General features: G+C 72.8%; 17 protein-coding genes. 7 read left to right on the top strand and 10 right to left on the bottom strand.

Features of this window, described 5'->3' with window-relative positions:
- Positions 1-31: 31 nt before the first annotated feature.
- Together T328_RS07735 and T328_RS07740 are read right to left on the bottom strand one after the other, a co-directional pair.
- A complete protein-coding gene (locus T328_RS07735) occupies positions 32-2,269 on the bottom strand; it encodes an ATP-binding cassette domain-containing protein (RefSeq protein ID WP_496495380.1) in 2,238 nt (745 codons plus the stop codon).
- Positions 2,270-2,367: 98 nt separating this feature from the next.
- Positions 2,368-2,802, bottom strand: coding sequence for an STAS domain-containing protein (locus T328_RS07740; RefSeq protein WP_496495140.1), 435 nt, complete (start codon positions 2,800-2,802; stop codon positions 2,368-2,370).
- A gap of 535 nt (positions 2,803-3,337) precedes the next feature.
- Here T328_RS07740 and T328_RS07745 point away from each other — a divergent pair.
- Together T328_RS07745 and T328_RS07750 are read left to right on the top strand one after the other, a co-directional pair.
- Positions 3,338-5,212, top strand: coding sequence for a family 20 glycosylhydrolase (locus tag T328_RS07745; protein WP_496495141.1), 1,875 nt, complete (start codon positions 3,338-3,340; stop codon positions 5,210-5,212).
- Positions 5,213-5,504: 292 nt separating this feature from the next.
- Positions 5,505-7,511, top strand: a complete 2,007-nt coding sequence (locus T328_RS07750; RefSeq protein WP_496495142.1) for a GTP-binding protein — start codon at positions 5,505-5,507, stop codon at positions 7,509-7,511.
- A 61-nt stretch (positions 7,512-7,572) separates the two neighbouring features.
- On the opposite strand, the gene T328_RS07755 is transcribed toward T328_RS07750, so the two are convergent.
- From T328_RS07755 to T328_RS07765, 3 genes are read right to left on the bottom strand one after another with little or no spacing between them, the layout of a single operon-like run.
- A complete protein-coding gene (locus T328_RS07755) occupies positions 7,573-9,816 on the bottom strand; it encodes an alpha-N-acetylglucosaminidase (RefSeq protein WP_496495143.1) in 2,244 nt (747 codons plus the stop codon).
- Between the two features lie 31 nt (positions 9,817-9,847).
- Positions 9,848-11,065 carry a Gfo/Idh/MocA family protein gene (locus T328_RS07760; protein ID WP_496495144.1) on the bottom strand — a complete coding sequence of 406 codons (1,218 nt, stop codon included), beginning with the start codon at positions 11,063-11,065 and terminating at the stop codon, positions 9,848-9,850.
- Positions 11,062-11,871 carry a DeoR/GlpR family DNA-binding transcription regulator gene (locus tag T328_RS07765; RefSeq protein WP_496495145.1) on the bottom strand — a complete coding sequence of 270 codons (810 nt, stop codon included), beginning with the start codon at positions 11,869-11,871 and terminating at the stop codon, positions 11,062-11,064. The genes T328_RS07760 and T328_RS07765 overlap by 4 nt, the downstream gene beginning before the upstream one ends.
- Positions 11,872-11,969: 98 nt before the next feature.
- On the opposite strand from T328_RS07765, the gene T328_RS07770 reads away from it, so the two are divergent.
- Positions 11,970-12,857, top strand: coding sequence for an SIS domain-containing protein (locus T328_RS07770; RefSeq protein WP_496495381.1), 888 nt, complete (start codon positions 11,970-11,972; stop codon positions 12,855-12,857).
- Between the two features lie 21 nt (positions 12,858-12,878).
- Here T328_RS07770 and T328_RS07775 read toward each other — a convergent pair whose 3' ends face one another.
- Entirely contained in the window at positions 12,879-14,540 is a 1,662-nt protein-coding gene (locus T328_RS07775; RefSeq protein ID WP_496495146.1) for an acetolactate synthase large subunit, read from the bottom strand.
- A 212-nt stretch (positions 14,541-14,752) separates the two neighbouring features.
- Here T328_RS07775 and T328_RS07780 point away from each other — a divergent pair, with 212 nt between their 5' ends.
- On the top strand, positions 14,753-17,002 hold the full coding sequence (locus T328_RS07780; RefSeq protein ID WP_496495382.1) for a HelD family protein: 2,250 nt from the start codon (positions 14,753-14,755) through the stop codon (positions 17,000-17,002).
- Positions 17,003-17,258: 256 nt separating this feature from the next.
- Here the strand turns inward: T328_RS07780 and T328_RS07785 are convergent, their stop codons facing one another.
- From T328_RS07785 to T328_RS07800, 4 genes are read right to left on the bottom strand one after another with little or no spacing between them, the layout of a single operon-like run.
- Positions 17,259-19,727, bottom strand: coding sequence for a beta-xylosidase/alpha-l-arabinosidase (locus T328_RS07785; RefSeq protein ID WP_496495147.1), 2,469 nt, complete (start codon positions 19,725-19,727; stop codon positions 17,259-17,261).
- Entirely contained in the window at positions 19,724-20,542 is an 819-nt protein-coding gene (locus T328_RS07790; RefSeq protein WP_496495148.1) for a carbohydrate ABC transporter permease, read from the bottom strand. The genes T328_RS07785 and T328_RS07790 overlap by 4 nt, the downstream gene beginning before the upstream one ends.
- Positions 20,542-21,489 (bottom strand): carbohydrate ABC transporter permease, encoded by a 948-nt coding sequence (locus tag T328_RS07795; protein ID WP_496495149.1) that lies wholly within the window; start codon positions 21,487-21,489, stop codon positions 20,542-20,544. Before T328_RS07795 ends, T328_RS07790 begins: the two co-directional genes overlap by 1 nt.
- Before the next feature lie 7 nt (positions 21,490-21,496).
- The gene (locus T328_RS07800; protein WP_496495150.1) at positions 21,497-22,798 is read right to left on the bottom strand and encodes an ABC transporter substrate-binding protein; all 1,302 of its coding nucleotides are present in this window, start codon (positions 22,796-22,798) and stop codon (positions 21,497-21,499) included.
- Positions 22,799-22,937: 139 nt separating this feature from the next.
- Here T328_RS07800 and T328_RS07805 point away from each other — a divergent pair, with 139 nt between their 5' ends.
- From T328_RS07805 to T328_RS07815, 3 genes are all read left to right on the top strand, one after another.
- A complete protein-coding gene (locus T328_RS07805) occupies positions 22,938-23,963 on the top strand; it encodes a LacI family DNA-binding transcriptional regulator (protein WP_496495151.1) in 1,026 nt (341 codons plus the stop codon).
- 216 nt (positions 23,964-24,179) lie between these two features.
- Positions 24,180-25,145 carry a pectate lyase family protein gene (locus T328_RS07810; RefSeq protein ID WP_496495152.1) on the top strand — a complete coding sequence of 322 codons (966 nt, stop codon included), beginning with the start codon at positions 24,180-24,182 and terminating at the stop codon, positions 25,143-25,145.
- A 313-nt stretch (positions 25,146-25,458) separates the two neighbouring features.
- Positions 25,459-26,592, top strand: coding sequence for a PQQ-dependent sugar dehydrogenase (locus tag T328_RS07815; RefSeq protein ID WP_496495153.1), 1,134 nt, complete (start codon positions 25,459-25,461; stop codon positions 26,590-26,592).
- Positions 26,593-26,601 lie beyond the last annotated feature (9 nt).

A 26,601-nucleotide genomic window follows, 5' to 3' on the forward strand; every position in this document is an offset into this window, starting at 1 on the left:
CCCCGCCGGGCCGCGGTCCGGGGAGGCCGGGTCAGTCCCGGTCGACGTACTCGCGCAGGTGCTGCGCCGTGAGCGTGTCCGCGTCCGCGACCAGCTCGGCCGGCGTGCCGGTGAACACCACCCGGCCACCGTCGTGACCGCCGCCCGGGCCGAGGTCGATCAGCCAGTCGGCGTGGGCCATGACCGCCTGGTGGTGCTCGATGACCACCACCGAGTTGCCGTCGTCGACCAGCCGGTCCAGCAGCGCGAGGAGCTTGTCGACGTCGGCCATGTGCAGCCCGGTCGTCGGCTCGTCGAGGATGTACGTGGCCGCCTTCTCGGCCATGTGGATGGCCAGCTTCAGCCGCTGCCGCTCGCCGCCCGAGAGGGTGTTGAGCGGCTGGCCGAGGCGCAGGTAGCCCAGGCCCACGTCGGCGAGCCGGCCGAGGACGGCGTGCGCCTGGCCGGACGGGAAGAAGTCGTGCGCCTCGGCGACCGACATCCCCAGCACCTCGCTGATGTTCTTGCCGCGCAGCGTGTACGTGAGCACCTCGGGCGTGTAGCGCCTGCCCTCGCACTCCTCGCACACGGAGGCGACGCCGGCCATCATCGCCAGGTCGGTGTAGATCAGCCCGATGCCCTTGCACCTGGGGCACGCGCCCGCGGAGTTGGCCGAGAACAGCGCGGCCCTGACGCCGTTGGCCTTGGCGAAGGCGGTACGCATCGGGCCCAGCAGCCCGGTGTACGTGGCCGGGTTGGAGCGCCGCGAGCCGCGGATCGGCGACTGGTCGGCGACCACGACGCCGTCCCGGCCGGCGAGGTAGCCGTGCACGAGCGAGGACTTGCCGGACCCGGCGACGCCGGTGACGACGGTGAGCACGCCGAGCGGCACCTCCACCCTGACGTCCCGGAGGTTGTGCAGGTCGGCGCCCTCGACGAGCAGGTGCCCGCGCGGCTGCCGGGGCCGCTCCCGCAGCCGTACCCGGTGCTCCAGATACCGGCCGGTCAGCGTACCGGAGGCGCGCAGCCCCGGGACGTCGCCGCTGAAGGTGACGTGCCCGCCGTCGCTGCCGGCGCCGGGGCCGAGGTCCACGACGTGGTCGGCGATGGCGACGACCTCCGGCTTGTGCTCGACGACGAGCACGGTGTTGCCCTTGTCCCGCAGCCGCAGCAGCAGGTCGTTCATCCGCCGGATGTCGTGCGGGTGCAGTCCGACGGTGGGTTCGTCGAAGACGTACGTGACGTCGGTGAGGCTGGAGCCGAGGTGGCGGACCATCTTCACGCGCTGCGCCTCGCCGCCGGAGAGGGTCGCGGAGGGGCGGTCGAGGCTGAGGTAGCCGAGGCCGATCTCGACCAGCGAGTCCAGCAGGCCGCGCAGGTTGTCCAGCAGCGGCCCCACCGACTCGTCCTCGATCGCGCGGACGAACTTGGCGAGGTCGGTGATCTGCAGGGCGGCGCACTCGGCGATGTTCCGGCCGTGGATCTTCGAGGAGAGCGCGGCGGCGGAGAGCCGGGTGCCGCCGCAGTCGGGGCACTCGGCGAAGACGACGGCCCGGTCGACGAAGGCCCGGATCTGGCCCTGCAGCGCGTCGCGCTCCTTCACCAGCCACATCCGCGTGATCTTGGGGATGAGCCCCTCGTACGTGATGTTGTGGTTGCCGACCTTGATCTTCACGATCTCCTTGTGCAGGAGGTCGTGCCACTCCTGCTCGGTGAAGTCCGCGAGCTTCTTGTCCGGGTCGTAGAAGCCGGAGGAGGCCAGGACCTCCCAGTACCAGTTGCCGACGGCGAAGTTCGGGACGGTGACGGCGCCCTCGTTGAGCGAGAGCCGCCGGTCGACGAGCTGGTCGGCGTCGATCCGGGAGACCTCCCCGAGGCCCTCGCAGCCCGGGCACATGCCCTCCGGGGTGTTGAAGCTGAAGGCGCCGGAGGTGCCCACGTGCGGCTCGCCGAGCCGGCTGAAGAGGATGCGCAGCATCGCGTACGCGTCGGTGGCCGTGCCCACCGTGGAGCGCGAGTTGGCGCCCATCCGCTCCTGGTCGATGACGATGGCGGCGGAGAGGTTGTGCAGCCCGTCGGCGTCCGGCCGGGGCAGGTTCGGCATGAAGGACTGGACGAAGGCGCTGTACGTCTCGTTGATCAGCCGCTGCGACTCCGCGGCGATGGTGCCGAAGACGAGTGAGGACTTGCCGGAGCCGGAGACGCCGGTGAAGACCGAGAGCCGACGCTTGGGGATGTCGAGCGAGACGCCTGCCAGGTTGTTCACCCGGGCGCCGCGCACCTTGATCACATCGTGGCTGTCGGCGGGGCTCGCCGCACCGGCGGCGGGCCCCGGGCGCGGGGGATCGTTCTCTGCTGCTTCCGCTGAACACATGAGCGACATCCTAATCAAACTTGACTAGCGACCGCTCCCGGGTAGTCGTCGGACAGAGCGTCGGCCAGCGTCGGCACCGGCCCCAGCGCGCCGAGCAGCCCGCCGTGCCGCAGGATCCGGTGCGCCGCGACGCTCTCGGGGCAGACCAGCCGCAGCTCACCGCCGCGGTCGCCGGTGCGTAACCGGGCACGTACCAGCAGCCGCAGACCGGAGCAGTCCAGGAAGTCCGTCCGGCGCAGGTCGACGACCACCCGCGGCACGGGCGCGCCGGTGATCACGTCGAGGTACGGCTCGACATCGAGCTGGGCGGCGAGGTCGATCTCGCCGTGCAGCTCCAGCACGGTGAATCCGTGCAGCCGGTAGCTCCGCGCGAAGCGCGACTCCACGCTGTCCGCGTGGTCGTCGCCGTCGGCACGCCACGAAGCTCCGCTCACGTCGTCTGTGTACACCACGTGCTCCCCCCACGGGGCCCGTTCTGCCCAGCCGGAGGGCGGGCAGCCAAGGTCATAGTCACCGGGGTCCTGGGTGGACCGCCAACCGTATAGCGGCATGTCGGGACAGGGGCAAGGTTGGCGCAAACCGACCGGTCGAGATTCCCTCGACCGGGCGATTAATTCACAAACAGCTTGACCGATTCCCACACGGTATGGGAATAGGTCATCATAACTTCCTGCGCCGGTGCGGAAGTCCACCCCGCGCCGCGCTTCCGTCCATGGCCGCTGCCGCAGACGGGCTGGTACGCCTGGTCAGTTGCCGTCGTCCGAGGGAGCCGCCATGCCGCAGGAAACCCCAGCGCCAGCACCGCACAGATCGTTCACGCGTACGAGGCCGCAGGTCAGACCGTACGCGCGCCGCGGGAATCGACGCCCCCGCACCCGCGCGCTGTGGCTCGCCGCCGCCGCCGGGATGCTGCTCTCCCTCGCCCCCGGCGTGCCAGCGAGTCAGGCCGCCGAGCCCAACCCCGCGCCGGTCACAGTCCCGTCGGTGCGCTCGTGGGAGGGCGGCCAGGGCACCTGGGAGCTGACCAGGCACAGCCGGATCGTGGTGGACGGCGGCGCCGCCGGGAAACTGGCACCCACCGCGGCGACACTCGCCCGCGAGCTGGACCTGCAGGAGGGGATGCGCCCGCAGATCGTCACCGGCCGCCCCGGCAGCGGCGACATCGGCCTGTCCCTCGGCGGCTCCGCCCCCTCCCCCGAGGGCTACGAGCTGGACCTCGCCGACTCCGCCCGGATCACCGCCCCCGACCGCCGCGGCGTGCTCTACGGCACCCGCACCCTCCTGCAGGCCCTGCGCACCAGCCCGGAGCCGCACGCCATCGCCCGCGGCACAGCGCGCGACCACCCCGCCCACGGCGAGCGCGGCGTGATGCTCGACGCGGGCCGCAGGTACTTCCCGGTGGACTACCTCAAGCAGCAGATCCGCCAGCTCGCCTGGTACAAGCTCAACACCTTCCACCTGCACCTGTCGGACTGGAACGGCTACCGCATCGAGAGCGACCGGTTTCCCGAGATCGTCGCCGACGAGCACTACACCAAGCGCCAGTTGCGCGACCTGGAAGACTACGCGGCGAGCTACGGCGTGACGCTGGTGCCGGAGATCGACCTGCCCGGACACGCCGTCGCCATCGGCGACGCCCGCCCCGACCTGGCGTTCGCCTGCGAGTCGATGTCGCGGCCGAGCAACGGCTGGGAGGGCTCCGACCGCGGCCACTGGACGCTGGACTACACCAAGCCGGAGACGCGGCGCTTCGCCCGCGAACTGGTCGCCGAGGTCGCGGACATCTTCGACAGCCCCTACCTCCACATCGGCACCGACGAGGTCCCGCTGCGCCCCGCGCAGGAGGCGTGCCCCGAACTCGTCGCGTACCAGCAGAAGCAGGGCTACCCCTACCCCGGCGACGTGCTGGTGGAGTTCATCGACGACGTGGCCGCGGCCATCCGCGCCGAGGGCAAGACGGCGCAGGTCTGGCAGTGGTGGGACTTCCAGCAGCCCACCAGCGTCGCCCCGGACAAGCGCACCGCGGTCACCGAGTGGCTCTCGCCCCCCAGTGGCCGGGCCGCCCAGGGCTATCCCACGGTCGGCATGGAGGAGAGCAATCTGTACGTGAGCCCCGGATTCGGCGCCACGCCCGGTGACTACGCGTTCTTCGACGTACGCAGCGTCTACCGCGACTACCCCTTCGAGTCCGCGCCCGGCATCCTCGGCTACCGGATGGCCCGCTGGTCCGACCGCACCTACGAGTACTCGATGGGCTGGGTCGACTACTTCGCCCGCCGCCCGCTCGCCGTCGTCGCCGACCGCACCTGGGCGAAGCCGGCCGGCTCCCCCGTGCAGCCGTTCCTCGACGCCTACGACCGCGTCGGCGACGCGCTGCCGGTTACGGCCTCCGACCCGGCCGACCCCGAGTCGCAGATCGGCGCCAACCCCGGTCTGTACGGCCAGGACGGCTGGACCGCGACGGCCACCAGCGAGGAGAGCGCCGGCGAACCGGGCCGGGCCGCGGGCGCCGTCGACAACGACCCGTACACGCACTGGCACAGCGACTACGGCGCCGCGCTGCCGCAGCAGCTGTCCGTCGACACCGGCGCGGAGCGGCGGCTGGCCGGGGTGCGCTACATGCCGCGGCAGGACGGCGGTGTCAACGGCCGGGTGAAGGACTACGAGGTGCTGGTCTCCGCCGACGGCGAACACTGGCGGACCGTGGCCGCCGGCGCCTTCCCGGAGGACCGCACGGAGTTCACCGTTCCGTTCCCGGAGGTGAAGGCCCGGCACATCGCGCTGAAGGTGCTCAGTGAGCACGGTGCGTCGGACACCTTCGCCTCGGTGGCCGAACTGGACGCCGTACGCGCCCGGTGAGCCCAGCGGGAACACCGGGTGAACGCCCGGTGATCTCGCCACGCCCCCCGGATGACGTACTGACATAGCCGAAATACCCGGACAACACCGGGGGCGCCTCGGCCGCCGCCGAGGCGTTAATTCGGTTGCCGTGCCCGGCCGGCCGCTGCTGCACTGGCCGGGCACGGCGGGCCCCCACCCCGCGCCGAGGCACCCGAACCGAGTCACCCGAACCGAAAGGAAACGCGCATGCGCGCAGCGTTCATGTCCACCCAGCAGGCCATCGCCATCCACACAAGGGACATGACGCTTCGTGCACACGCTGAACCTGGGAATCCTGGCCCACGTCGACGCCGGTAAGACCAGTCTGACCGAACGGCTGCTGCACGCCGCCGGGGTCGTCGAGGAGGTCGGGAGCGTCGACGACGGCAGCACCCGCACCGACTCGCTCGCGCTGGAGCGCCGGCGCGGCATCACCATCAAGTCCGCCGTCGTCTCCTTCGCGCTCGACGGCGTCACCGTCAACCTCATCGACACACCGGGTCACCCCGACTTCATCGCCGAGGTGGAGCGGGTGCTGCACGTGCTCGACGGGGCGGTGCTCGTGGTCTCCGCCGTGGAGGGCGTCCAGGCACAGACCCGCGTGCTGATGCGCGCCCTGCGCCGTCTGGCCATCCCCACCCTGGTCTTCGTCAACAAGACCGACCGGCGCGGCGCGCGCGACGACGCGCTCGTACGCGACATCGCCGCGAAGCTCGCGCCGGGCGCCGTCGCCATGGGCGCCGTCCGCGAACTCGGCACCCGCGCCGCCGCCTTCACCCCGTACGGCCGCGAGGACACGGGCTTCGCCGGCCGGCTGGCCGACGTCCTCGCGGTCCACGACGACGCGCTGCTCGCGGACTACGTCGCCGACGAGGCGGCGGTGACGTACCGCCGGCTGCGCAAGATCCTCGCCGAGCAGACCGCCGGCGCGCTCGTGCACCCGGTGTACTTCGGCTCCGCCGCCACCGGCGCGGGGGTTGCGGAGCTGACCGCGGGCATCGAGGAACTGCTCCCGGCGCCCGCCGGGGACCCGGACGCGCCGGCCGCGGGCACGGTGTTCAAGGTCGAGCGCGGACCGGGCGGCGAGAAGGTCGCGTACGTGCGGATGCTCGCCGGCACCGTACGCACCCGCCAGGAACTCGTGTACGGCGACGGCGACCGCGCCCCGGCGACGGAGAAGGTCACCGGTGTCGAGGTCTTCGAGCAGGGCGCGGCGGTGCCCGCGGCCGGAGTGCCGGCCGGCCGCATCGGGCTGGTGCGGGGGCTGGCCGGCGTGCGCATCGGCGACGCGGTCGGCGCGGCCGTCGGCCGGGCCGAGGAGGCACGGCGGCACCACTTCGCACCGCCCACGCTGGAGACGGTGGTGGTGCCGGACCGGGCCGCCGACCGGGGTCCGCTGCACGCGGCGCTCTTCCAGCTCGCCGAGCAGGACCCGCTGATCGCGCTGCGCCAGGACGACATCCGGCAGGAGCTGTACGTCTCGCTCTACGGCGAGGTACAGAAGGAGGTCATCGAGGCCACGCTCGCGGAGGAGTACGGCCTGCCGGTCTCGTTCCGCGAGTCGTCCGTGATCCACGTCGAGCTGCTGGCCGGCGAGGGCGCGGCGTACGAGAAGGGCGACACGGACACGAACCCGTTCCTGGCCACCGTGGGGCTGCGTGTCGAGCCGGCGCCGCCCGGCACGGGCGTGGTCTTCGCGCTGGCGGTGGAGCTGGGCTCGATGCCGTACGCGTTCTTCAAGGCCGTCGAGGACACCGTCCGCGCGACCCTGCACCAGGGCCTGTGCGGCTGGGAGATCCCGGACATACGGGTGACGATGACGCACGCCGGCTACTGGCCCCGGCAGAGCCACGCCCACCAGGGCTTCAGCAAGGCCATGTCGAGCACCGGCGCCGACTTCCGCGGCATCACGCCACTGGTGCTGGCGGACGCGCTGAAGCAGGCCGGTACCCGGGTGCACGAACCGGTGCAGCGGTTCCGGCTGGAGGCGCCGGAGGACGCGGTGCCGGCGCTGTGGCCGGTGTTCGCGGCGCTGGACGCGGTGGTGGACGGGCAGGAGGTGCGCGGCGGGGTCGCGGTGCTGGAGGGCGAGGTGCCGGCGGCGCGGGTGCACGGGCTGGAGCGGCGGCTGCCCGGGCTGACGCGGGGCGAGGGCGTGCTGGAGAGCGCCTTCGGCCGCTACCGGGCGGTGCGCGGACCGGCCCCGGCCCGGCCGCGGACCGACCACAACCCGCTGGACCGCAAGGAGTACCTGCTGCACGTCCAGCGGCGGGTGTGAGAGGCGGTACGGGCACGGGGGTGGCTCCCGTACCCGTACCGCCGGTCCGGTCCCGCTCAGCTCAGCTCGCGGGCGCGGCGAACGGGTGGCGCACGAGGACGGCCACGGCCTCCTCGGCCAGCAGGCGGATGTCGCCGCGCGGCTGCTCGGGGTAGCGGTCGCGGCGGCGTGCCCAGGCGTCCTCGTACGCGAACCAGTCGACGGCGGCCGGCTCCGCGCCGGTCGCCAGCGCGGTGTCGAGCGTGGCGAAGTAGGTCTGCCAGCGGCCGTGGTAGAAGTCCCCGAGCAACCCCTGCCATTCGCGGTTCGCGTAGTCGTGCAGTCCGGCCTCGCTGCCGGCGCGCGGTCCCCAGGTGGTGATCAGCGAACGCGCGTCATACTCCAACTGCTCGCGCTCGGCGCGGTCGGCGCCCCAGGCGCGGGCCTCGGCGAGGTACCGGCCGAGCAGGTGCTGCGGGTCGGTGCCCACCACCCGGTCCAGCAGCCGGATGAGCTCAAGCCAGGCGGACGTCAGCTCGCGCAGCCGGTCCCGGTCGCCGACCCCGTACGCCTCCTTGATCCGCGCCAGCAGCGGGCGGCTGCGGTTGGCCAGCGCCTGTCTGGCGACGTCCATCAGGTCGTAGCGGTACGCGGCGGAGCCGCGCAGCCCGGGGGCGACGGCGAGGAGTTCGGTGAGCGCGCGGTCGAAGGCGGCGGTGTCGTAGCGGTCCTCCTGCGGGCTCCAGGCGGCGGCGCTCCGTACGTTCAGATCCGGGCGGGCACAGAAGACGCTGTCGGCGCCCTCGCTCCAGGAGTCGGCGCGCGTGGTGCCGTACGCGGTCTCGCGCAGCACCTGCCACGCGGCGGTCGCGTGCGGGTCGTCGGCGCCGTAGCGGGCGGTGGCGTACTCGCGGAACCAGGCGTCGAGATCGATCCGGCCGGGGGTCCAGGCCAGTTCGGTGAGCAGGGACATCGCGGCGGCGTTGTTGTCGGCGCCCTCGGGCATCACGGCGATGCCGGCGAGCGCGCTGCCCGGCTTGTCGCGCCAGGCGGGGTAGAGGTCGGCCCAGTCGGGGGTGTTGGCGCCGAGGGGGGTGTGGCCGCCGAAGTTCCAGATCGAGCCGAAGGCGTAGGGGGTGCCGAGCCAGTCGGTCTCGCGGTCGGTGACGGTCGGGAAGCGGTCGGAGAGGCCGTCGAGGATGAGCATGCGGTCGCGGTCGACGGCGTCGAGGATCTCCCGGCGCGGGTTGTGCTGCCAGCCGAGGATCGCCCAGAGGGCGTCGGGGTGGGCGCGGCGGAGCGCCGCCTCCACGGCGCGGGCGGCGTCGCCGACCGGTACGTCGCCGGGGTCGCCGCCCTCGTGCAGCAGGTCCATCTTGTACAGGCCGGCCGGGCCGAGGAGGTCGCGCTGGTGGCCGTAGAACGCGGCGGCGACGTCGGCGAAGTGCGGGTCACGGGGGTCGAGCCAGCCGGGCCGGTCGAAGCCGACCCAGCCGCCCTGCGGGACGACGTGGGCGCCGGGGTTCTTCTCCGCGAAGCCGTCCGGGACGGTGCCGAAGTAGCCGGGGAGGACGGGCGTCATGCCCAGCTCGCGCACGCGCTCGGTGAGGCGGGCGCCCAGCTCGGCGCGCAGGCGCAGCAGCCGGGCGGAGACGGGGCCGCCGAAGTACGCCATGTTCTGCAGCAGCCACCAGGGCTGGTGCGCGGGGGCGGGGATCCAGGCGCGCAGTTCGGCGTCGGAGAAGCCGAAGGCGCGGAAGGTCTCGTAGTAGACGGCGTCGGTGCCGGTGCAGATCAGCACCTCGTTGACGCCGTGCAGCGCGAGTACGTCGAGGGCGCGCTCCCAGGCGGCGAAGTCGCGGTAGGCGCCGGTGTAGCCCTCGTTGGTGTCGTTGTACGCGAAGCGGTGCGGCACGTGCGCCTCGCCGGCCAGCGGGGCGTCCGGGGCGGGCAGCCGTGCGGGCAGGTCGAGTTGGTCGCCGTTCCAGGAGATGTGCGCGCGGGCGGTGCGCTTGAGGTACGCGCCGGCGCCGGTGAGCAGGGGGCCGGTGCCGGTGGCGGCGACGGCGATGCGGCCGGTGGTGCCGGTCACGCGGTAGCGGTCGGGGCCGCCGCCGGGGAGCAGCGACAGCTCGAACTGCCGGTGGTGGCGGGGCAGCAGCCGGGCCAGCGCCCGGCGGGCGCCCGCGGTCCCGTCGCCGTACGTGCCGTCTCCGGCTCCGCCGCCGCGCGCCGACGCCGGCGCCGCGAGGCCGAGGGCCGGCAGCACCACCGCGCCGCCGGCGATCGACGTCCCTGCCAGGAAGTGCCTGCGGTTGACGCTCATCGGTTCCCTCCGGGAAGGCGGTGATCGGTCCTCAGTGCTGGTGCGCGGGCCTGGGCTGGCCGGCCGCGAAGTACGCCGCCAGCGCGGGGTCGGGCGGCGGTACGTCGTACGCCATGCCGCCGGAGCGCAGCGAACGGGTCGCGAGCACGCCCGCGGCGACGCTCATCCGGGCGGCCAGGGGCGAGGTGTCGGTGGCGCCGCCGAGGCGGACGAAGCGGCAGAACTCGGCGACGACCCGGTCGTCGGCCCGGCCGTGCGCGCCGTCGGCGGCGGGCACGCGGTGGATGGCGTCGGCGCCGGGGCGGTAGCCGGAGGGGCCGGTGTGCCAGACGCGGACCTCGTCGCCGGGGCGGTCGCCGAAGTTCTCCAGCCGGCCCTCGGTGCCGATGACCGTGTAGCTGCGCCAGTGGTCGGGGCTGAAGTGGCACTGCTGGTACGCCGCGATGACGCCGTTGTCGAGGCGCATGTTCATCACGGAGACGTCCTCGACGTCCACCACCGGGTTCAGGTCGCGGCGGGCCGCGGGCGGCCAGGTGTCGTCCCGGTGCCGGCCGGCGGGGCGCGGGGTGCCGGGCGGACGGCGGGGCAGGTCGCCGTAGAGCATGAGGGCCCCGAGGGCGTGCACGCGGCTGGTGTAGCCGCCGGCGAGCCAGTGCACGACGTCGATGTCGTGGGCGGCCTTCTGCACCAGCAGCCCGGTGGTGCGGCGGCGTTCGGCGTGCCAGTCCTTGAAGTAGTAGTCGCCGCCGTACGCGACGAAGTGCCGCACCCACACGGTGCGCGGCGCGCCGATGTCGCCGCGCGCGACGATGTCGCGCATCAGCCGGACGACGCCGGAGTGCCGCATGCTGTCCCCGACGTACAGCGGTGTGCCCGTCTCGTACGCCGTGCGCAGGATGGCGTCACACTGCTCGACGGTGATGCCGAGCGGCTTCTCCACGAAGACCGGCTTGCCCGCTTCGAGCGCGGCGCGGGCGACGGTCGCGTGGGTGTCGTCGGGGGTGGCGACGACGATCGCGTCCACGCCGTCGGCGTCCGCGGCGTCGAGCAGGCGGCGGTGGTCGGGATGCGCGACGGCGCCGGGGAAGCGCGCGGCGACGCCCGCCCGCACGGCCGGATCGGTGTCGGCGACGGCGGCGACGACGGAGCCCACGCCGGGGCGGTGGGCGGCGTCGGCGAGGTCGCCGCGCAGCCCGAGGCCGACGACCCCCAGCCGGAGGTCGGTCACGAAGCCGCCGCGCCCGCTCACGCCCGCACCACGGTCATGCCCTTGTCCTCGAACTCCCGCGCCCTGTCCGCCGCCCGGTCGTCCGTGACGAGCACGTCGATGTCCGCGGGCGGGCAGATCCGGGCGAAGGTGCGCACCCCCAGCTTGGTGGAGTCGGCGACCACGACCAGTTTGGCGGCCTGCGCGGCCAGCAGCGCGTTGATGCTCGCCTCGTGCTCGTCGCGGGCGCTGGCGCCGTGCTCGGCGTCGACGGCGTCGGCGCCGACGAAGGCGATGTCGAGGCGGATCTCGCGGAGGATGTGACCGGCGAGCGGACCGACGAGTTCGTACGAGGAGGGCATGGCGACCCCGCCGGAGACGACGACCTTCACGCTGCGCCGCACGGCCAGCTCGGCGGCGATGTTGAGGGCGTTGGTGACGACGGTGACGACCGGCTGCCCGTCACCGCGGCCGCCGTCGCGCTCCGCCTCGCCGTCACCCCAGTCGGCGCGGGCGGCGAGCGCACGGGCCACGGCGGCGGTGGTGGTGCCGCCGTTGAGGCCGACCACCATGCCGCGCTCGACCATCCCGGCCGCCGCCCGGCCGATGCGCTCCTTCTCCGCGGCGTCCCGCCCGGCGCGGTGGCGCAGCGGCAGGTCGTACGCCACGTCGTTCGGCACGGCGCCGCCGCGGGTGCGGACGAGCAGCTGCTGCTCGGCCAGCTGGTCCAGATCGCGCCTGATGGTTGCCGCGGACACCGCCACCTCGACGGCCACGGCCTCCACGTCGAGCCGCCCGCGCTCGGCCAGGAGCCGCAGCAGCGCGCCGTGCCGTTCGTGCTGGTTCAACCCGTATCCTCCCACCCAACGATGCTTGAAGATGCTTGAAATTCTGCCCTAGCATGCACGATTGAACAATGATTCTCACACAGGGCGGGGCGATGGAGATGACGTATGTAGCCGCTGAGCTGGCCGATCAGCCCGCGTGCTGGCGCCGGGCGACGGAGCTGGCGGGGGTGCACGGGGCCCTGCTGCCGCAGGCCGGCGAGCGGGTCGCCGTCGTCGGCTGCGGCACCTCCTACTTCATGGCGCAGGCGATCGCCGCGCTGCGCGAGGAGGTGGGCCACGGCGAGACGGACGCCTTCCCCGCCTCCGGCTTCCCGGCCGGCCGGGCGTACGACCGCGTGCTGGCGCTGACCCGCTCCGGGACCACCACCGAGGTACTGCGGCTGCTGTCCGCGCTGGGCGGCTCGGTGCGTACCACCGCGATCGTCGCGGACGGGGCCACGCCTGTGGCCGGGGCGGCGGACGACACCGTCGTGCTGGACTTCGCCGACGAGCGCTCCGTGATACAGACGCGGTTCGCCACCACCGCGCTGACCCTGCTCCGCGCCCACCTCGGAGTGCAGCCGGCGACGGCCATGGAGGACGCCGAGCTGGCGCTCGTCGAGCCGCTGCCGCAGGGGCTGCTCGGCGCCCGGCAGTTCACCTTCCTCGGCGCCGGCTGGACCGTGGGCCTGGCGAACGAGGCGGCGCTGAAGATGCGCGAGGCGGCGCTGGCGTGGACCGAGTCGTACCCGGCGATGGAGTACCGGCACGGGCCGATCAGCATCACCACCGCGGGCACCGCCACCTGGATGATCGGCGACGCGCCCAAGGGGCTGGAGGACGAGGTGCACGCCACCGGCGCGCTGTGGGTCACCGGCGGGCTCGACCCGGTGGCCGAGCTGGTCCGGGCGCAGCGGCTGGCGGTGTCGCTGGCCGGCGCCCGCGGGCTGGACCCGGACGAGCCGCGCCACCTGACCCGCTCGGTGATCCTCAGCCCGGCGGGCTGAGGATCACCAGGGAGGCGTGCTTCAGAACGGGCCCTGGAGGGCGCCGAGCCGGTCGGTCAGGCGCAGGTTCTCGGTGTAGTCGACGGGGCAGGAGATGACGTCCACGCCGTCGTGGGAGAGGGCGTCGCGCAGGGTGGGCAGCAACTCGTCGGCGGACTTCACCGCGTGCCCGCGGGCGCCGAAGCTCTCCGCGTACGTCACCAGGTCGGGGTTGGCGAAGCGGGTGTGGGAGTGGCGCCCCATCTCCAGCTCCATCTTCCAGGTGATCAGCCCGTACTCGTCGTCGACGAGGACGAGCACGGTCATCGGGATGCCCTCGCGGACGGCGGTCTCCAGCTCCTGGGAGTTCATGAGGAACGCGCCGTCGCCGGTCATCGCCAGCACCTGCGCGTCGGGCCGGGCGAGCTTGGCGCCGATCGCGCCGGGCACCGCGAAGCCCATGGTGGACAGGCCGTTGGAGATCAGGCAGGTGTTGGGCTCGTACGTGGGGTAGAGCCGCGCCATCCACATCTTGCCGGCGCCGGTGTCGACCAGCACCACGTCCTCGCGGCCGAGCGCCTCGCGGACGTCGGCGACGACGCGCTGCGGCGCGAGCGGGAAGGCGGAGTTGCGGCGGCCGTGCGCCAGTTCCTCGGCGAGCAGGCCGCGGATGAGCCGGCCGTCGCCGCTGAACGTGCGGCCGACGGCGTCCGCGAGGCCGTCGAGCGCGGCGGAGGGGTCGCCGAGCACGCCGACCGCGACCGGGTAGTGGGAGTCGACCTCGGCCGGGAAGTGGTGCAGGTGCAGGATCTTCTTGTCGCCCTGCGGGTTGATCTTGACGGGGTCGAACTCCTGCAGCTCGTACCCGACGCAGATGAGCACGTCGGCGTTGTCGAAGCCGAAGTTGGTGTAGTCGTGGCGCATGAAGCCGACGGCGCCGAGGGCGTTGGGGTGGTCGTCGGGGAAGACGCCCTTGCCGTTGAAGGTGGTCGCCACCGGGATGTCGAGCCGCTCGGAGAAGCGGACCAGGGCGTCGGTGGCGCCGGACCGGGTGGCGCCGTGGCCGGCCAGCAGGATGGGGCGCGCGGCGCCCGCCAGCACCTCGGCGGCCCGCTCCAGCTGCGCGGGGGACGGGGCTTCGGGGCGCGGGCGGTTGATGGGCAGCGGGTTCAGCGGCGGGTCGGGGACGGCGCCCTCGATGTCCTCGGGCAGCGCGAGGAACACCGCGCCGGGCCGCTCGCTCTGCGCGGTCTTGAACGCCTGCCGCACCATCTCCGGCACCGCGCCGGCGGCCCGTACCTGCTGCGACCAGTCCGTGACCGGGGCGAACATCGCGGGCAGGTCGATGACCTGGTGCGACTCCTTGTGCACCCGGTCGAGCCCGCCCTGCGCGGCGAGCGCGACCACGGGAGTGCTGTTGGTGTGCGCGTCGGCGACGCCGAGCAGCAGGTTGATGGCCCCCGGGCCGAGGGTCGCGGAGCACACCCCCGCGCGGCCGGTGATACGGCCGTACATCTCGGCCATGAAGGACGCGCCCTGCTCGTGGCGTACGAGGACGTACTCGATGGCCGGGGAGGCGTTGACGGCGTCGACAAAGCGGATGTTCTCCTCGCCCGGCACGCCGAAGACGTGCGTCACGCCCTCGGCCTCCAGGCAGCGCACCAGCAGGTGCGCCACGTCTTCGGGGGTGTCTGCAGTGCTCATGCTCCGAGCGTAACCCGCACGCGCACGAAAAAGGCTCCGCCGCATTCGGATCGGAGCCTCGGCACTGCTATTGTGGGAATTCTCTGCGCTCATTCATGGAGCTTTCGCGAACTGCTCATTCGTGAACCGTGAACTAGCGCTGGAGGAAAGTGCGATGCGGGCATTCTATCCGTGGGGGAGCTGAATTGTCAAACGAGGTGCCGAACGAGGAAATGCGGCGCGAGCAGGAATTCCTTGACCTGCTCCATCAGCGCCTCGCCGAGCTGCGCGAAGGCGCGGAGGCGGGGGTACGGGCGGCCTTGGCCCGGGACGGGGGGAACACCCTGCAGGCCAGACTGGAGCGGGACGTGCTGGTGGCCGAACAGTCCGGTCTGCTGGCCGCGTTCAACGCCGGTGAGCACGGTCTGTGCTTCGGCCGGCTGAGCTTCCGCGACGGCCGCGACCACCACATCGGCCGCATCGGCATGCGCGCCGACGACGAGGAGCGCACGCCGCTCGTCGTCGACTGGCGGGCCGACGTGGCGCGCCCCTTCTATCTCGCCACCGGCCACACCCCCATGGGGCTGCGCCGGCGGCGGCACATCTCCACCGAGGGCGGGGCCGGCGGCCAGCGGGTCACGGCCCTGCACGACGAGATCCTCGACCTCACCGACCCCGAGCGCACCGGGCTGGAGGGCGCCGACGCCGACGCGGTGCTGCTCGCCGCCCTCGACGCCGCCCGCACCGGCCGGATGCACGACATCGTGCAGACCATCCAGGCCGACCAGGACCGCATCATCCGCGCCCCGCGCTCGGGCGTCCTCGTCGTCGAGGGCGGGCCCGGCACCGGCAAGACCGCCGTGGCCCTGCACCGCGCCGCCTATCTGCTCTACGCGCACCGCGAGCAGCTCGCCCGCCGCGCCGTGCTCATCGTCGGCCCGGGCCCCGCCTTCCTCGGCTACATCTCCGAGGTGCTGCCGGCGCTCGGCGAGACCGGCGTGCTGCTGGCCACCCCCGGCGAGCTGTTCCCGGGCGTGAGCGCCACCGGCACCGACACCCCCGCGGCCGCGGCGGTCAAGGGCGGCACGGCGATGGCGGACGCGCTCGCCGCGTACCTCACGGACCGGCAGCGGCTGCCGGAGGAGACGCTCGTCATCCCGCACGAGGACGGTGCGCTGCACCTCGACTACTGGCTGGCCAACGCGGCGCGCAAGCGCGCCCGGGACACCGAGCTGCCGCACAACGCGGCCCAGCCGCACTTCGCGTTCAACGTCATCGACGGGCTGACCCGGCAGCTCGCCGAGCGTCTCGGCGACGACCCGTTCGGCGACGAGAACCTGCTCGGCCCGGACGACATCGCCCAGCTCGGCAAGGCGGTCGCCGCGAACGAGGACGTGCACGCGGCCATCGCGGAGCTGTGGCCGCTGCTGACGCCCGAGGAACTGGTCGCGGACTTCCTCGCCGAGCCGGTGCATCTGCCCGCGGCGGACGCGGAGTTGATCCGCCGCGCCGGCGGGCCGTGGACGCCGGCCGACGTGCCGTTGCTGGACGAGGCGGCGGAGCTGCTCGGGGACGACGGGCCGGCACAGGCGGCGGCGCGGGCCCGCGCGGAGGCGGAGCGGCAGGAGCGGATCGCGTACGCGCAGGGCGTGCTGGAGATGTCGTACGGCTCGCGCACCCAGGAGTTCGAGGACCGCGACGACGACGCGGCGGAGGTGCTGGCGGCGCACGACCTCATCGACGCCGAGCGGCTGGCGGAGCGTCAGGAGGAGGCCGACCACCGGACGGCGGCCGAGCGGGCGGCGGCGGACCGCGACTGGGCCTTCGGGCACATCATCGTCGACGAGGCCCAGGAGTTGTCGCCGATGGCATGGCGGCTGCTGATGCGGCGCTGCCCGACCCGGTCGATGACGCTGGTCGGGGACCCGGCGCAGACGGCGGAGCCGGGGGCGTGCGGGGCGTGGGAGGCGATCCTCGGCCCGTACGTGGACAAGCGCTTCGAGCACATCACGCTGGGCGTCAACTACCGTACGCCCGCCGAGATCATGGACGTCGCGGCCGAGGTGGCGCGGGCGGCGGACCCGGGGTACACGCCGCCGCGCTCGGTGCGTGCCACGGGGGTACGGCCCTGGGCGGAGCGCGCCGGCGACTCGCCCGGCGCCGTGCCGGCGGCGGTCGCGGCGGCCGTGGCCCGGGAGTCGGGCGGTGCGGGGCGGCTGGCGGTGATCGCGCCGGGCCCGCTGCTGCCGGCGCTGGCGGCGGCGCTGCCCGACGCGGCGGCGGGCGCGGCGCCGGACCTGACGCGGCCGGTGGTGCTGCTGGGGCCGCGGCAGGCGAAGGGGCTGGAGTTCGACACGGTGATCGTGGCGGAGCCGGCGCTCTTCGGGGGCAGCGACCTGTACGTGGCGCTGACCCGGGCGACGCAGCGTCTCGGCGTGGTGTACGCCGGCGCGCTGCCGGAGGCGCTCGGCGGCCTCGCGTAGCGCCGCGCGCGCGTGGACGGTACCCCCGGGCCACGTTCTCGGAATCACCGGCATACGCCCATTCCGCAGACGCCTTTCGCCTTGCGACCGCGCGCTGCGGGGAGCCCGCCCTGCGGGCGAACGACGGAAGACCGACGGCGGGCTCCAGCCGCCCCGCGGGATGCCGCGGCCGTGAGGCCGGCGCGCGCCGCACCGGACCGGGAGGAGTCCGGTGCGGCGCGCCTGCCCGGCCGGCGGCCGGGCCGTCAGGCGGGTCTCATCCGCCGGGTGCGGCGTCCGGGGCGGCGGGCTCGGCGGGCTCGGCGGCCCGCGTGCCCGGGTCCCGGTGCGGGTCGAACTCCGCGTGCAGCCGGCGGGTGTGGTCCACGTACCGCGGCGGGCCGGTCAGCGTCACCGCCGCGGTGAGCCGCGGCGCCACGCTCGACGCCGACAGCCGCAGCTCCAGCGCGCCCGGCTCCACCACCCGGCGCCCGTCGCGGCCGGTGAACGCGGCCACGTCGGCCGGCACGACGACCCGTATCCGGCGCTCGCCCCCCGCGCGCAGCGCCACCCGGGCGTAGCCGACGAGGCGCTGCACCGGCTGCACGACGGAGGCGACGGGGTCGTGCAGGTACAGCTGCACGACCTCGGTGCCGTCCCGGTCGCCGGTGTTGCGGAGGAGGAACGACAGCACGAACTCGCCGTCCGTGGCGGCCTCGTCGGCCGCGACCTCCAGGCCGGACCAGGCGAACGTCGTGTACGACAGCCCGTGGCCGAACGCGAAGGCGGCGGTCGGGTCGACGTTGGACACCTCCGTGGCCTGGCCCAGCCGGGGCGCCAGATACGTCGTCGGCTGCGCCCCCGCGCCGCGCGGCACGCTGACGGGCAGCCGCCCCGACGGGTTCGTCCGGCCGCTGAGCACGTCGGCAACCGCCGTCGTGCCCTCCACGCCCGGGAAGAACGACTGCACGATCGCCGCCGCCTCGCCCGCCGCCCGGCCCAGCGCGTACGGCCGCCCGGCCAGCAGCACGGGCACCACGGGCGTGCCGCTGTCCAGCAGGGCGTCGAGCAGCGCCTGCTGGACGCCCGGCAGCGCCAGCGACTCGGCGTCGCAGCCCTCGCCGCTGGTGCCGCGGCCGAAGAGCCCCGCGCGGTCGCCGAGCGCCGCGATCACGACGTCGGCCTCGCGGGCGAGCCGTACGGCCTCGGCGAAGCCGTCCGTCTCCGGCCCGTCGACCGAGCAGCCGGCGGCGATGGTGACGGTGGCGGCGGGGAACTCCCGGCGCAGCGCCTCGTGGAGCGTGGGCAGTCCGATCCCGACGGGGGTCTCGGGGTGCTTGACGCCGACGTGGACGGGGAAGGAGTAGCAGCCGAGCACGGCGTGCGGGTCCTCGGCGTTGGGCCCGACGAGCGCGATACGGCGCGGCCGGAGAAGCGGCAGCGTGCCGTCGTTGGCGAGCAGCACCACGGCCTGCTCGGCGACCTCGCGCGCCAGCTTGCGGTTGGCGACCGGGTCCAGGTCGACGGTGCCGCGCAGTTCGTCCGGATCGGCCGCCGCGCCGGCGCTCTCCACGCCGGCGGCGGCGAGCGCCTCCGGCACCGGTGACCAGTCGGCGTCCAGCAGCCCCAGCCGGACCTTCTGCGTCAGCACCCGGCGCAGCGCGCGGTCGACCAGGCTCTCCTGGACGCGGCCGTCGGCGATCGCCGCCAGCAGCGGCGGCCCGAAGGTCTTGACCGTGGGCAGCTCCACGTCCACCCCGGCCGCCAGCGCGGCGCCGGCGGCTTCGGCCCAGTCGCCCGCCACGCCGTGCAGCGTGCGCAGGAAGGAGATGCCGAAGTAGTCGGCCACGACGGTGCCCTCGAAGCCCCAGGTCTCCCGGAGCAGCCCGGTGAGCAGGGGCTCGTCGGCCGCCGACGGTACGCCGTCGGTGTCGGTGTACGAACTCATCACCGACCCCACGCCGCTCTCCCGCAGCGCCATCTCGAACGGCGGCAGCAGCACGTCCGCGCGCTCACGCTCACCCACGGCGGCGGGGGCGAGGTTGCGCCCGCCGCGGGAGGCGGAGTAGCCGACGAAGTGCTTGAGCGTGGCGAGGACGCCGGCCGACTCCAGACCCTGGACGTAGGCGGTGGCGACCGTGCCGACGAGGTACGGGTCCTCGCCGATGGTCTCCTCCACCCGCCCCCAGCGCACGTCCCGTACCACGTCCAGCACCGGCGCGAGCCCCTGGTGCACGCCCACGGCGCGCATGTCCCGGCCGATGGCCGCGGCCATCCGCCGTACCAGCGCCGGATCGAACGTCGCGCCCCAGGACAGCGGCACGGGGTACGCGGTCGCGCCCCAGGTGGCGAAGCCGGCGAGGCACTCCTCGTGGGCGAGGGCCGGGATGCCGAAGCGGCCCGCGGCCACGACCCGCGCCTGCGTGCGCATCAGCGACAGCGCGCCGAGGGCGGGGTCGACAGGCGCGGTGCCGAACGGCCGCGTCAGCTGCCCGAGTCCGGCCGGCAGCAGCGCGTCGAAGTCGACGGCGTCCTCCATCTCGTGCTGGTACGGCGCCACTTCGCCGCCCTCCGCGGAGGCGCCGACCCAGATGCCGAAGAGCTGGGCGACCTTCTCCTCCACGGTCATGGCGGCGATCAGCGCCGAGACGCGGGTGTCGACGTCGTGTGCGGGGTCGTTCCACACGGGGGTGGCCGTGTCCGGGGCGTCTGCCCGGGATGTCTCAACTGCCACGTTCGCGGTCACTTTCCTCCGACGCCCATGAGGCCCTGGACCAGGGCCCGGCGGGCGAACAGGTAGACGAGCAGGACGGGAATCATCGACAGGACCACGGCGGCCAGCAGCCCGGGCGCGTCGATCCCGCGCTCGGTCTGGAAGTTGTAGAGGCCGAGCGTGATGACCTTGGTGCTGTCGGACTGAGTCAGAACGAGCGGGAAGAGGAAGCCGTTCCACGCCTGGAGGGCGGAGAAGACCACGATGGTGGCGAGCCCGCCCCGGGAGAGCGGGAGCACCAGCTGGAAGAACATCCGCCGGGGAGTGGCGCCGTCCATGGCCATGGCCTCGAACAGCTCCCGGGAGATGTCGCGCATCACGCCGCTGAGGATGAGTGCGGAGACCGGCAGGCAGAAGGCGGCCGTGGGCAGGATGACGCCGATGAGGTTGTCGTAGAGCCCGGCCTCGCTGATGAGGTAGAACATCGGGACGATCACGGCCTGCAGCGGGACGGCGAGGCCGAGCAGGAAGAGCCGGAAGACGCCGGTGGTGACGGGGCCGCGGCTGCGCACGATGGCGTACGACAGCGGCGGCACCAGCAGCAGCACGATGCCGACGACGCAGACGGTGACGAGCAGGGTGTTGAGGAAGTACCGGCCGAAGCCGGTGTCGAAGGCGCCGGTGAAGTTGTCGAAGGTGACGTCGCCGGGGAGGCCGAGCGGGCCGCTCTGGGCGAAGTCCGACTGGGTCTTCAGCGTCGCCGAGATCATCACGTACAGCGGCAGCCCGACGAGGAAGAGCCAGACCAGGGAGCCCGCGCCGGCGAGGTAGTTGGGACGTCGCCTCATCACAGGCCCTCCGTGGTGCTGCGCATCTTGTCGTAGCCGGACAGCCGCACCATGATCAGCGAGATGAGCGTCGCCGCCAGGACCAGGACGAGCGCGATGGTCGCGCCGGTGCCGTACTGGTAGCTCTTGAAGGCCCGTTCGTACATGTAGTACGCGCTGATGGTGGTATCGGTGCCCGGGCCGCCCTGGGTGAGGATCAGAACGGTCTCGAAGGTGGTGAGCCCGCCGACGACCATGAGGATCATCGACGTCATGATCGCGTTGCGCAGCTGCGGCAGCGTGACGTGGAAGAACTGCCGGTAGCGCCCGGCCCCGTCGATCTCGGCGGCCTGGTAGAGCACAGGCGGGACGGCTCGCGCCGCGCCCTGGTAGATCAGGGTGTGGAACGGGGTGAACTGCCAGGTGCTGACGAAGGCCAGGACGCCGATCGCGGACGCCTGCTCGCCGAAGAGGTTGCCGTCCCCGAAGAGCCACGTGGCCTCGGCCGGCACGCCGAAGTTCGGGTCCAGCAGGGCGCGCCAGACGACGGAGACGGCGGTGGCGGAGAGAACCAGCGGGACGAAGTAGATGGCCGAGAGCACCGCGCGGTTCCGCTGGCTGCCCGCCGCCCAGACGCCGAGCATGATGCTCAGCGGCGTCTGGATCGCCACGCCGAGCCCGGTGAGCAGCAGGCTCAGCCAGATGCTCTTGATCATCACTGGGTCGTCGAAGACCTGCCGCCAGTTGTCGAACCCGGCGAACTCCGGATCGCCGATGCCGTCCCAGGTCATGAACGACAGCACCACGACCATGAGCAGCGGTACGACGGCGAAGGCGGCGAAGAACAGCGTGGCGGGGGCCGCCCAGAGGAATCCCGGGCGGCCCACGTCGGCCACGTTCGTGGTCCGCGCCCGCTGCCGCTTCACGGGCGGAGCGGCGGGGCGGGCGAGCTTCATCTGTGTGGTCATGGAGGCGTCAGGAGGTCGGCAGGGCCTGCATGGCCGAGATGAAGCCGTCCTCGTCCAGCCCTCCGTTGAAGAACTGCTGGACGGCCTTGTGCATGTCGGTGGCGGCGGACTGCGGGTACGCCTGGTCCCAGGAGAGCTGGAAGTGCGGCGCCTTCTCGACCAGGTCGTACTGGAACTTCGAGTACTCGGGGCTGGCCGCCTCGTCGAGGAAGTCCGAGGTGTTAGTCGTGGTCGGCAGGTTGCCGATGGACAGCTGGTCCTTCACGAACTTGTCGGAGTACATGAACTTCAGGAACTCCGCGATGGCCTCGGGGTGCTCGGCCTTCTTCATCACCGAGTAGTAGTTGTTGGTGTTGCCCGCGAGGTTCGTCGGGTCGCCCTTCCCGCCGTCGACGGTCGGGAAGGCGCTGTAGCCGAGGTCCTCGGCGGCGAACGTCTCGTCCAGGCTCTGCTGGGTGGAGTAGTACCAGGAGCCCATGAGCTCGAAGCCCGCCTTGCCGGACGCGACGAGCTGCGGGGAGCCGTTGTTGGTGAACTTCACCGAGTCGTACGCGTCGCCGAAGGCGCCGGTTTCGACGAGTTCGCGGATCATGCCGAGCGCCCGCCGGCTCTCGTCGCTCTCCCACGCCTCCTTGTCGCCGTCCAGCGCCCGCTGGAACAGCTCGGGGCCGGCGATGCGGTCGTAGAGGTACTGGAACCACATCTGCGTGGGCCACATGTCGCCGCCGCCGAGCGCGATCGGGGTGACGCCGGTGTCCTTGAGCTTCTCCACCGCGGCCAGCAGGTCGTCCCAGGTCTCGGGCGGCTGCACCCCGGCCTCGTCCAGCACCTTCTTGTTGTGGAAGAGCATGACGGGCTGCGTGCCGCGCATGGGGATGCCGTACGCCTTGCCGTCCACGACCGAGGCGTCGAAGACCGAGGGCAGGAAGTTGTCCTTCAGGCCCGGGTCCTTCTTGATGAAGTCGTCCAGCGGCAGCAGCAGGTCGGCGTCGACGAACGGCTTGATGCTGCCGCCGCCCCAGTGGAAGAAGACGTCGGGGGCCTGCGGGGTGCTGATGATCGTCTGCAGCTTCTGCTGGTAGTCGGCGCCCGGGATGGTGTCCAGGCGGGCCTTGACCTTGGAGGTCTTGTTGAACTCGGCGACGAGTTCCTTCTCCACCTCGTTGGTGGCGTCGCCGTAGACGAGGACGGTGAACTCGTTCTCGCCGGAAGCCGATCCGCCGTCGTCGCCGCAGGCCGCCAGGGTCAGCGCGAGCCCCAGCGCCCAGCCGCCGGCGAGTATGCGGGGCATCCGCCTTCGCGTCTTCATACGTATGCCTCTCGAAATTTTCGTCCCAAACACCGAAAGTCGATGTGGCTGGACAGTAGGCGAGGCACCGCGGACGGTCAACGGGCCTGCGGCCGTGCGACCAAACCGTTACCGCTGACCGTGCCTTATCCTTCGAACCATGCGTGATGACGACGACGTGGACGGCCGTGTGACCCTGGCCGAGGTAGCGACTCAGGCCGGGGTGTCACTCTCGACGGTTTCGAAAGTTCTCAACGGACGCTCCGACGTCTCTCGGCCTACGCGCACAAAAGTCGAGCGGCTGCTGGAAACGCACGGCTACCGCCGCCGGGCACAGGCGGCCCCGCAGGCGCCGCTCATCGAGCTGGTCTTCCACGAGCTGGAGAGCGTCTGGGCGATGGAGCTGATCCGCGGCGTGGAGAACGTCGCGAAGCAGAACCACGCGAGCGTCGTGCTCACCGAGAGCGGTACGCGGCACGCGCCGGACCCCGACTGGATCGAGGGCGTCCTGCGGCGCCGCCCGCTGGGCGTGGTGCTGGTCTTCTCCACCCTGCCCGACCGGGTGAAGAAGCAGCTGCGCTCGCGCGCCATCCCGTTCGTCATCGTCGACCCGGCGGGCGACCCCGAGCCCGACGTGCCCTCCGTCGGCTCCGCCAACTGGTCCGGCGGCATGGCCGCCACCCGCCACCTCATCGAACGCGGCCACCGGCGGATCGCCATCATCACCGGCCCCGAGGACATGATGTGCTCCCTCGCGCGGCTCGACGGCTACCGCTCGGCGATGGCCATGGCCGGCCTCCAGGTCGATCCCGGCCACATCCGCTACGGCGACTTCCACGTGCAGGGCGGCTTCGACCACGCGAGGGAACTGCTCGACGGACCCGACCGGCCCACCGCCGTGTTCGCCGGCAGCGACCTCCAGGCGCTCGGGGTACTGGAGGCCGCCCGGCTGAAGGGGCTGAGCGTGCCGGCCGAGCTGTCGGTCGTCGGCTACGACGACGTGCCCCTCGCGCAGTGGTCCAGCCCCGCGCTCACCACCGTCCACCAGCCGCTTCGGCAGATGGCGGAGGAGGCGGCAGAGATGCTGCTGCGCCCGCGCGAGCCGGGCAAGGGGGCGCTGCGCATGGAGCTGGCCACCCGGCTGGTGGTGCGGCAGAGCACCGCGGAGCCCGCGGCCCGGCCGTAGGGCGGCGGGCTCGCCGGCCCCCTCCTTCCGGGCCGGCCGATGTACCGTGCACCATTCGTGGTTCCGGACATCGTCGAGCACGGCCCCTCAAACAGTGATACGGACACGTCAACCGGCAACCTCTCGCCGTCCGGCGGCAACCCACGGCCGGAGCGCGCCGCCGCCAGGCGGGCGCGCATCCCCCCACCCGCGCACGTACCGGACGGAGAACAACACATGCGCACGCACCGGAGAAAACTCCGCACCAAGCTCGTCGTCGCCGCCGCGACGACCACCGCCGCGGCCACCGCCGCCCTGCTGGTCCCGGGCGCGATGGCCGACGAGGCCGCCCCGGAGGCGGCGTCGCCCCTCGGCTTCGGCGCCGGCACCACCGGCGGGGCCGGCGGCGAGACCGTGAGAGTGTCGAGCGCGGACGCGTTCATCGACGCGGTGCAGAGCGACGGCCCGCGCGTCGTCGAGGTCGACGGCAACGTCCAGCTCGGCGACATGACCAAGGTCGCGTCCGACAAGACCATCGTCGGCGTGGGCACGAACGGCCGCATCAGCGGCGGCGGCGGGCTGAACATCAGCGAGGTCAGCAACGTCATCGTCCAGAACCTCACCATCTCCGGCAGCAGCGACGACAACGTCAACGTCCAGTACGCCACCGACGTCTGGCTGGACCACAACACGCTGACGGGCGCCAGCGACGGCAACCTGGACATCAAGCGCGCGTCGGACAACATCACGGTCTCGTGGAACCACTTCCACGACCAGGACAAGAACGCGCTGATCGGCCACAGCGACGACAACGGCGGCGAGGACGCCAACGCCCTGCACGTGACGTACGCCTTCAACTGGTTCGACGGCACCAACCAGCGCAACCCGCGGGTCCGCTTCGGCAACCCGGTGCACGTGCTCAACAACTACTACAACGACGTCGGCTCCTACGGCGTCGCCTCCACCCAGGACGCCGGCGTGCTGATCGAGGGCAACTACTTCGAGAACACCGAAGACCCGTTCCACCTCGGCGAGGGCAGCTCCGGACCCGGCACGATCGAGGCCCGCGACAACCACTTCGAGAACTCCGGCTCGGGCCAGGCCGGCGGCTCCGTCGCGGACATCCCGTACAGCTACGACGTGCAGTCGGCCGAGAGCGTCAAAGGCACCGTGACCGGGGGCGCCGGGGTCGGCAACCTCTGACAGGCGGCGCTGCGCGCCGCGGCCGGGCCACGGGAACACCTCCTGCCCTTCCCGCGGCACGACGTCCCCCGCGGCGCGCGGCGCTTCACCGGCGTACGGCACCCCCGCCGGCACCGCCGGCGTTCGACTCCCCGGCATACAGCCGGCATTGCGGACACACCACCCGGACAAGGGCCCTCCCGGGCCGGGGTTGCGGTATTCATCGGGAACGGCGCGCGGGATATCCTCCTGCGCACCAGGGGCATCCCCCGACCATTGCGAGCGCACGACCGTTCCCCCACGACGCCCTCAACCCCACTCCAGGAGGGTCACCATGAGAGTGCGCACCATCTCGGCGATCGCCGCCGGGTTCTGCCTCGCCGTCTCCGGCGTCGCGCTGTCCGCGGCCAACGCGGACCCGCCGGCCGACTCCGCCCAGGCGGCGGTCGAGCTGACGACCGTGGCCGAGGCCCAGAGCCCGACCGCGGGCACCGCGGGCCCCGGCGACACCGTCTGGATCGCCGAACGCGCCGGCACGGTCCGGGTCCTGGACGACTCCGGCCTCGGCGAGCCCGTGCTCGACATCTCGGACGAGACCACGGTCGGCGCCGAGCGCGGGCTGCTCGGCATCGCCTTCGACCCGGCCTTCGAGCACTTCTACATCTCCTTCACCGACCCGGAGGGCACCAGCACGATCGACGAGTTCGCCGTCGCCGACGGTGCGCTCGACCCGGCCTCCCGGCGCACCGTCCTCACCCAGGAGCAGCCGTACTCCAACCACAACGGCGGCCAGATAGCCTTCGGCCCCGACGGGATGCTGTACATCGGCCTCGGCGACGGCGGCGGGGGCGGCGACCCGCACGACTACGGCCAGAGCCTCGGCACCCTGCTCGGCAAGCTGCTGCGGATCGACCCGTCCGGCGGCGACCCGTACGCGATCCCCGAGGACAACCCCTTCGTCGGCGACGAGCAGGCGCGCGGCGAGATCTGGGCGTACGGGCTGCGCAACCCGTGGCGGTTCTCCTTCGACGCCGAGACCGGCGACCTGTGGATCGGCGACGTCGGGCAGAACCGGGTCGAGGAGATCGACTACGCCCCGGGGAGCAGCACCGGCGGCGAGAACTACGGCTGGGGCCGGATGGAGGGCTCCGAGGTCTTCGACGGCGAGGAGCCGGCGAACCACGTGCCGCCGGTCCACGAGTACGGCCGCGACGGCCTCGGCTGCTCGGTCACCGGCGGCTTCGTCTACCGCGGCACGGCGATCCCGGACCTGGCCGGCCAGTACCTGTTCAGCGACTACTGCGACGGCACCGTCCGCGCCCTGCAGGTCGAGAACGGCGAGGTCACCGGCGAGACCGACCTCGGCGTGAGCGGCGGCGAGGTGACCTCCTTCGTCCAGGGCGGCGACAACGAGCTGTACGTGCTCGACATCGGCGGCCCGATCCAGCGGCTGGACGCGGCCGGGTAGCACCGTACG

This window comes from Streptomyces sp. CNX435 (assembly GCF_059570575.1).

Coding starts and splice junctions, on each gene's coding strand:
- T328_RS07755 (WP_496495143.1), bottom strand. CDS start 9,816: ATGAGCGTCAACCGCAGGCACTTCCTGGCAGGGACGTCGATCGCCGGC.
- T328_RS07770 (WP_496495381.1), top strand. CDS start 11,970: ATGACGTATGTAGCCGCTGAGCTGGCCGATCAGCCCGCGTGCTGGCGC.
- T328_RS07810 (WP_496495152.1), top strand. CDS start 24,180: ATGCGCACGCACCGGAGAAAACTCCGCACCAAGCTCGTCGTCGCCGCC.
- T328_RS07775 (WP_496495146.1), bottom strand. CDS start 14,540: ATGAGCACTGCAGACACCCCCGAAGACGTGGCGCACCTGCTGGTGCGC.
- T328_RS07795 (WP_496495149.1), bottom strand. CDS start 21,489: ATGACCACACAGATGAAGCTCGCCCGCCCCGCCGCTCCGCCCGTGAAG.
- T328_RS07805 (WP_496495151.1), top strand. CDS start 22,938: ATGCGTGATGACGACGACGTGGACGGCCGTGTGACCCTGGCCGAGGTA.
- T328_RS07780 (WP_496495382.1), top strand. CDS start 14,753: ATGCGGCGCGAGCAGGAATTCCTTGACCTGCTCCATCAGCGCCTCGCC.
- T328_RS07815 (WP_496495153.1), top strand. CDS start 25,459: ATGAGAGTGCGCACCATCTCGGCGATCGCCGCCGGGTTCTGCCTCGCC.
- T328_RS07790 (WP_496495148.1), bottom strand. CDS start 20,542: ATGAGGCGACGTCCCAACTACCTCGCCGGCGCGGGCTCCCTGGTCTGG.
- T328_RS07800 (WP_496495150.1), bottom strand. CDS start 22,798: ATGAAGACGCGAAGGCGGATGCCCCGCATACTCGCCGGCGGCTGGGCG.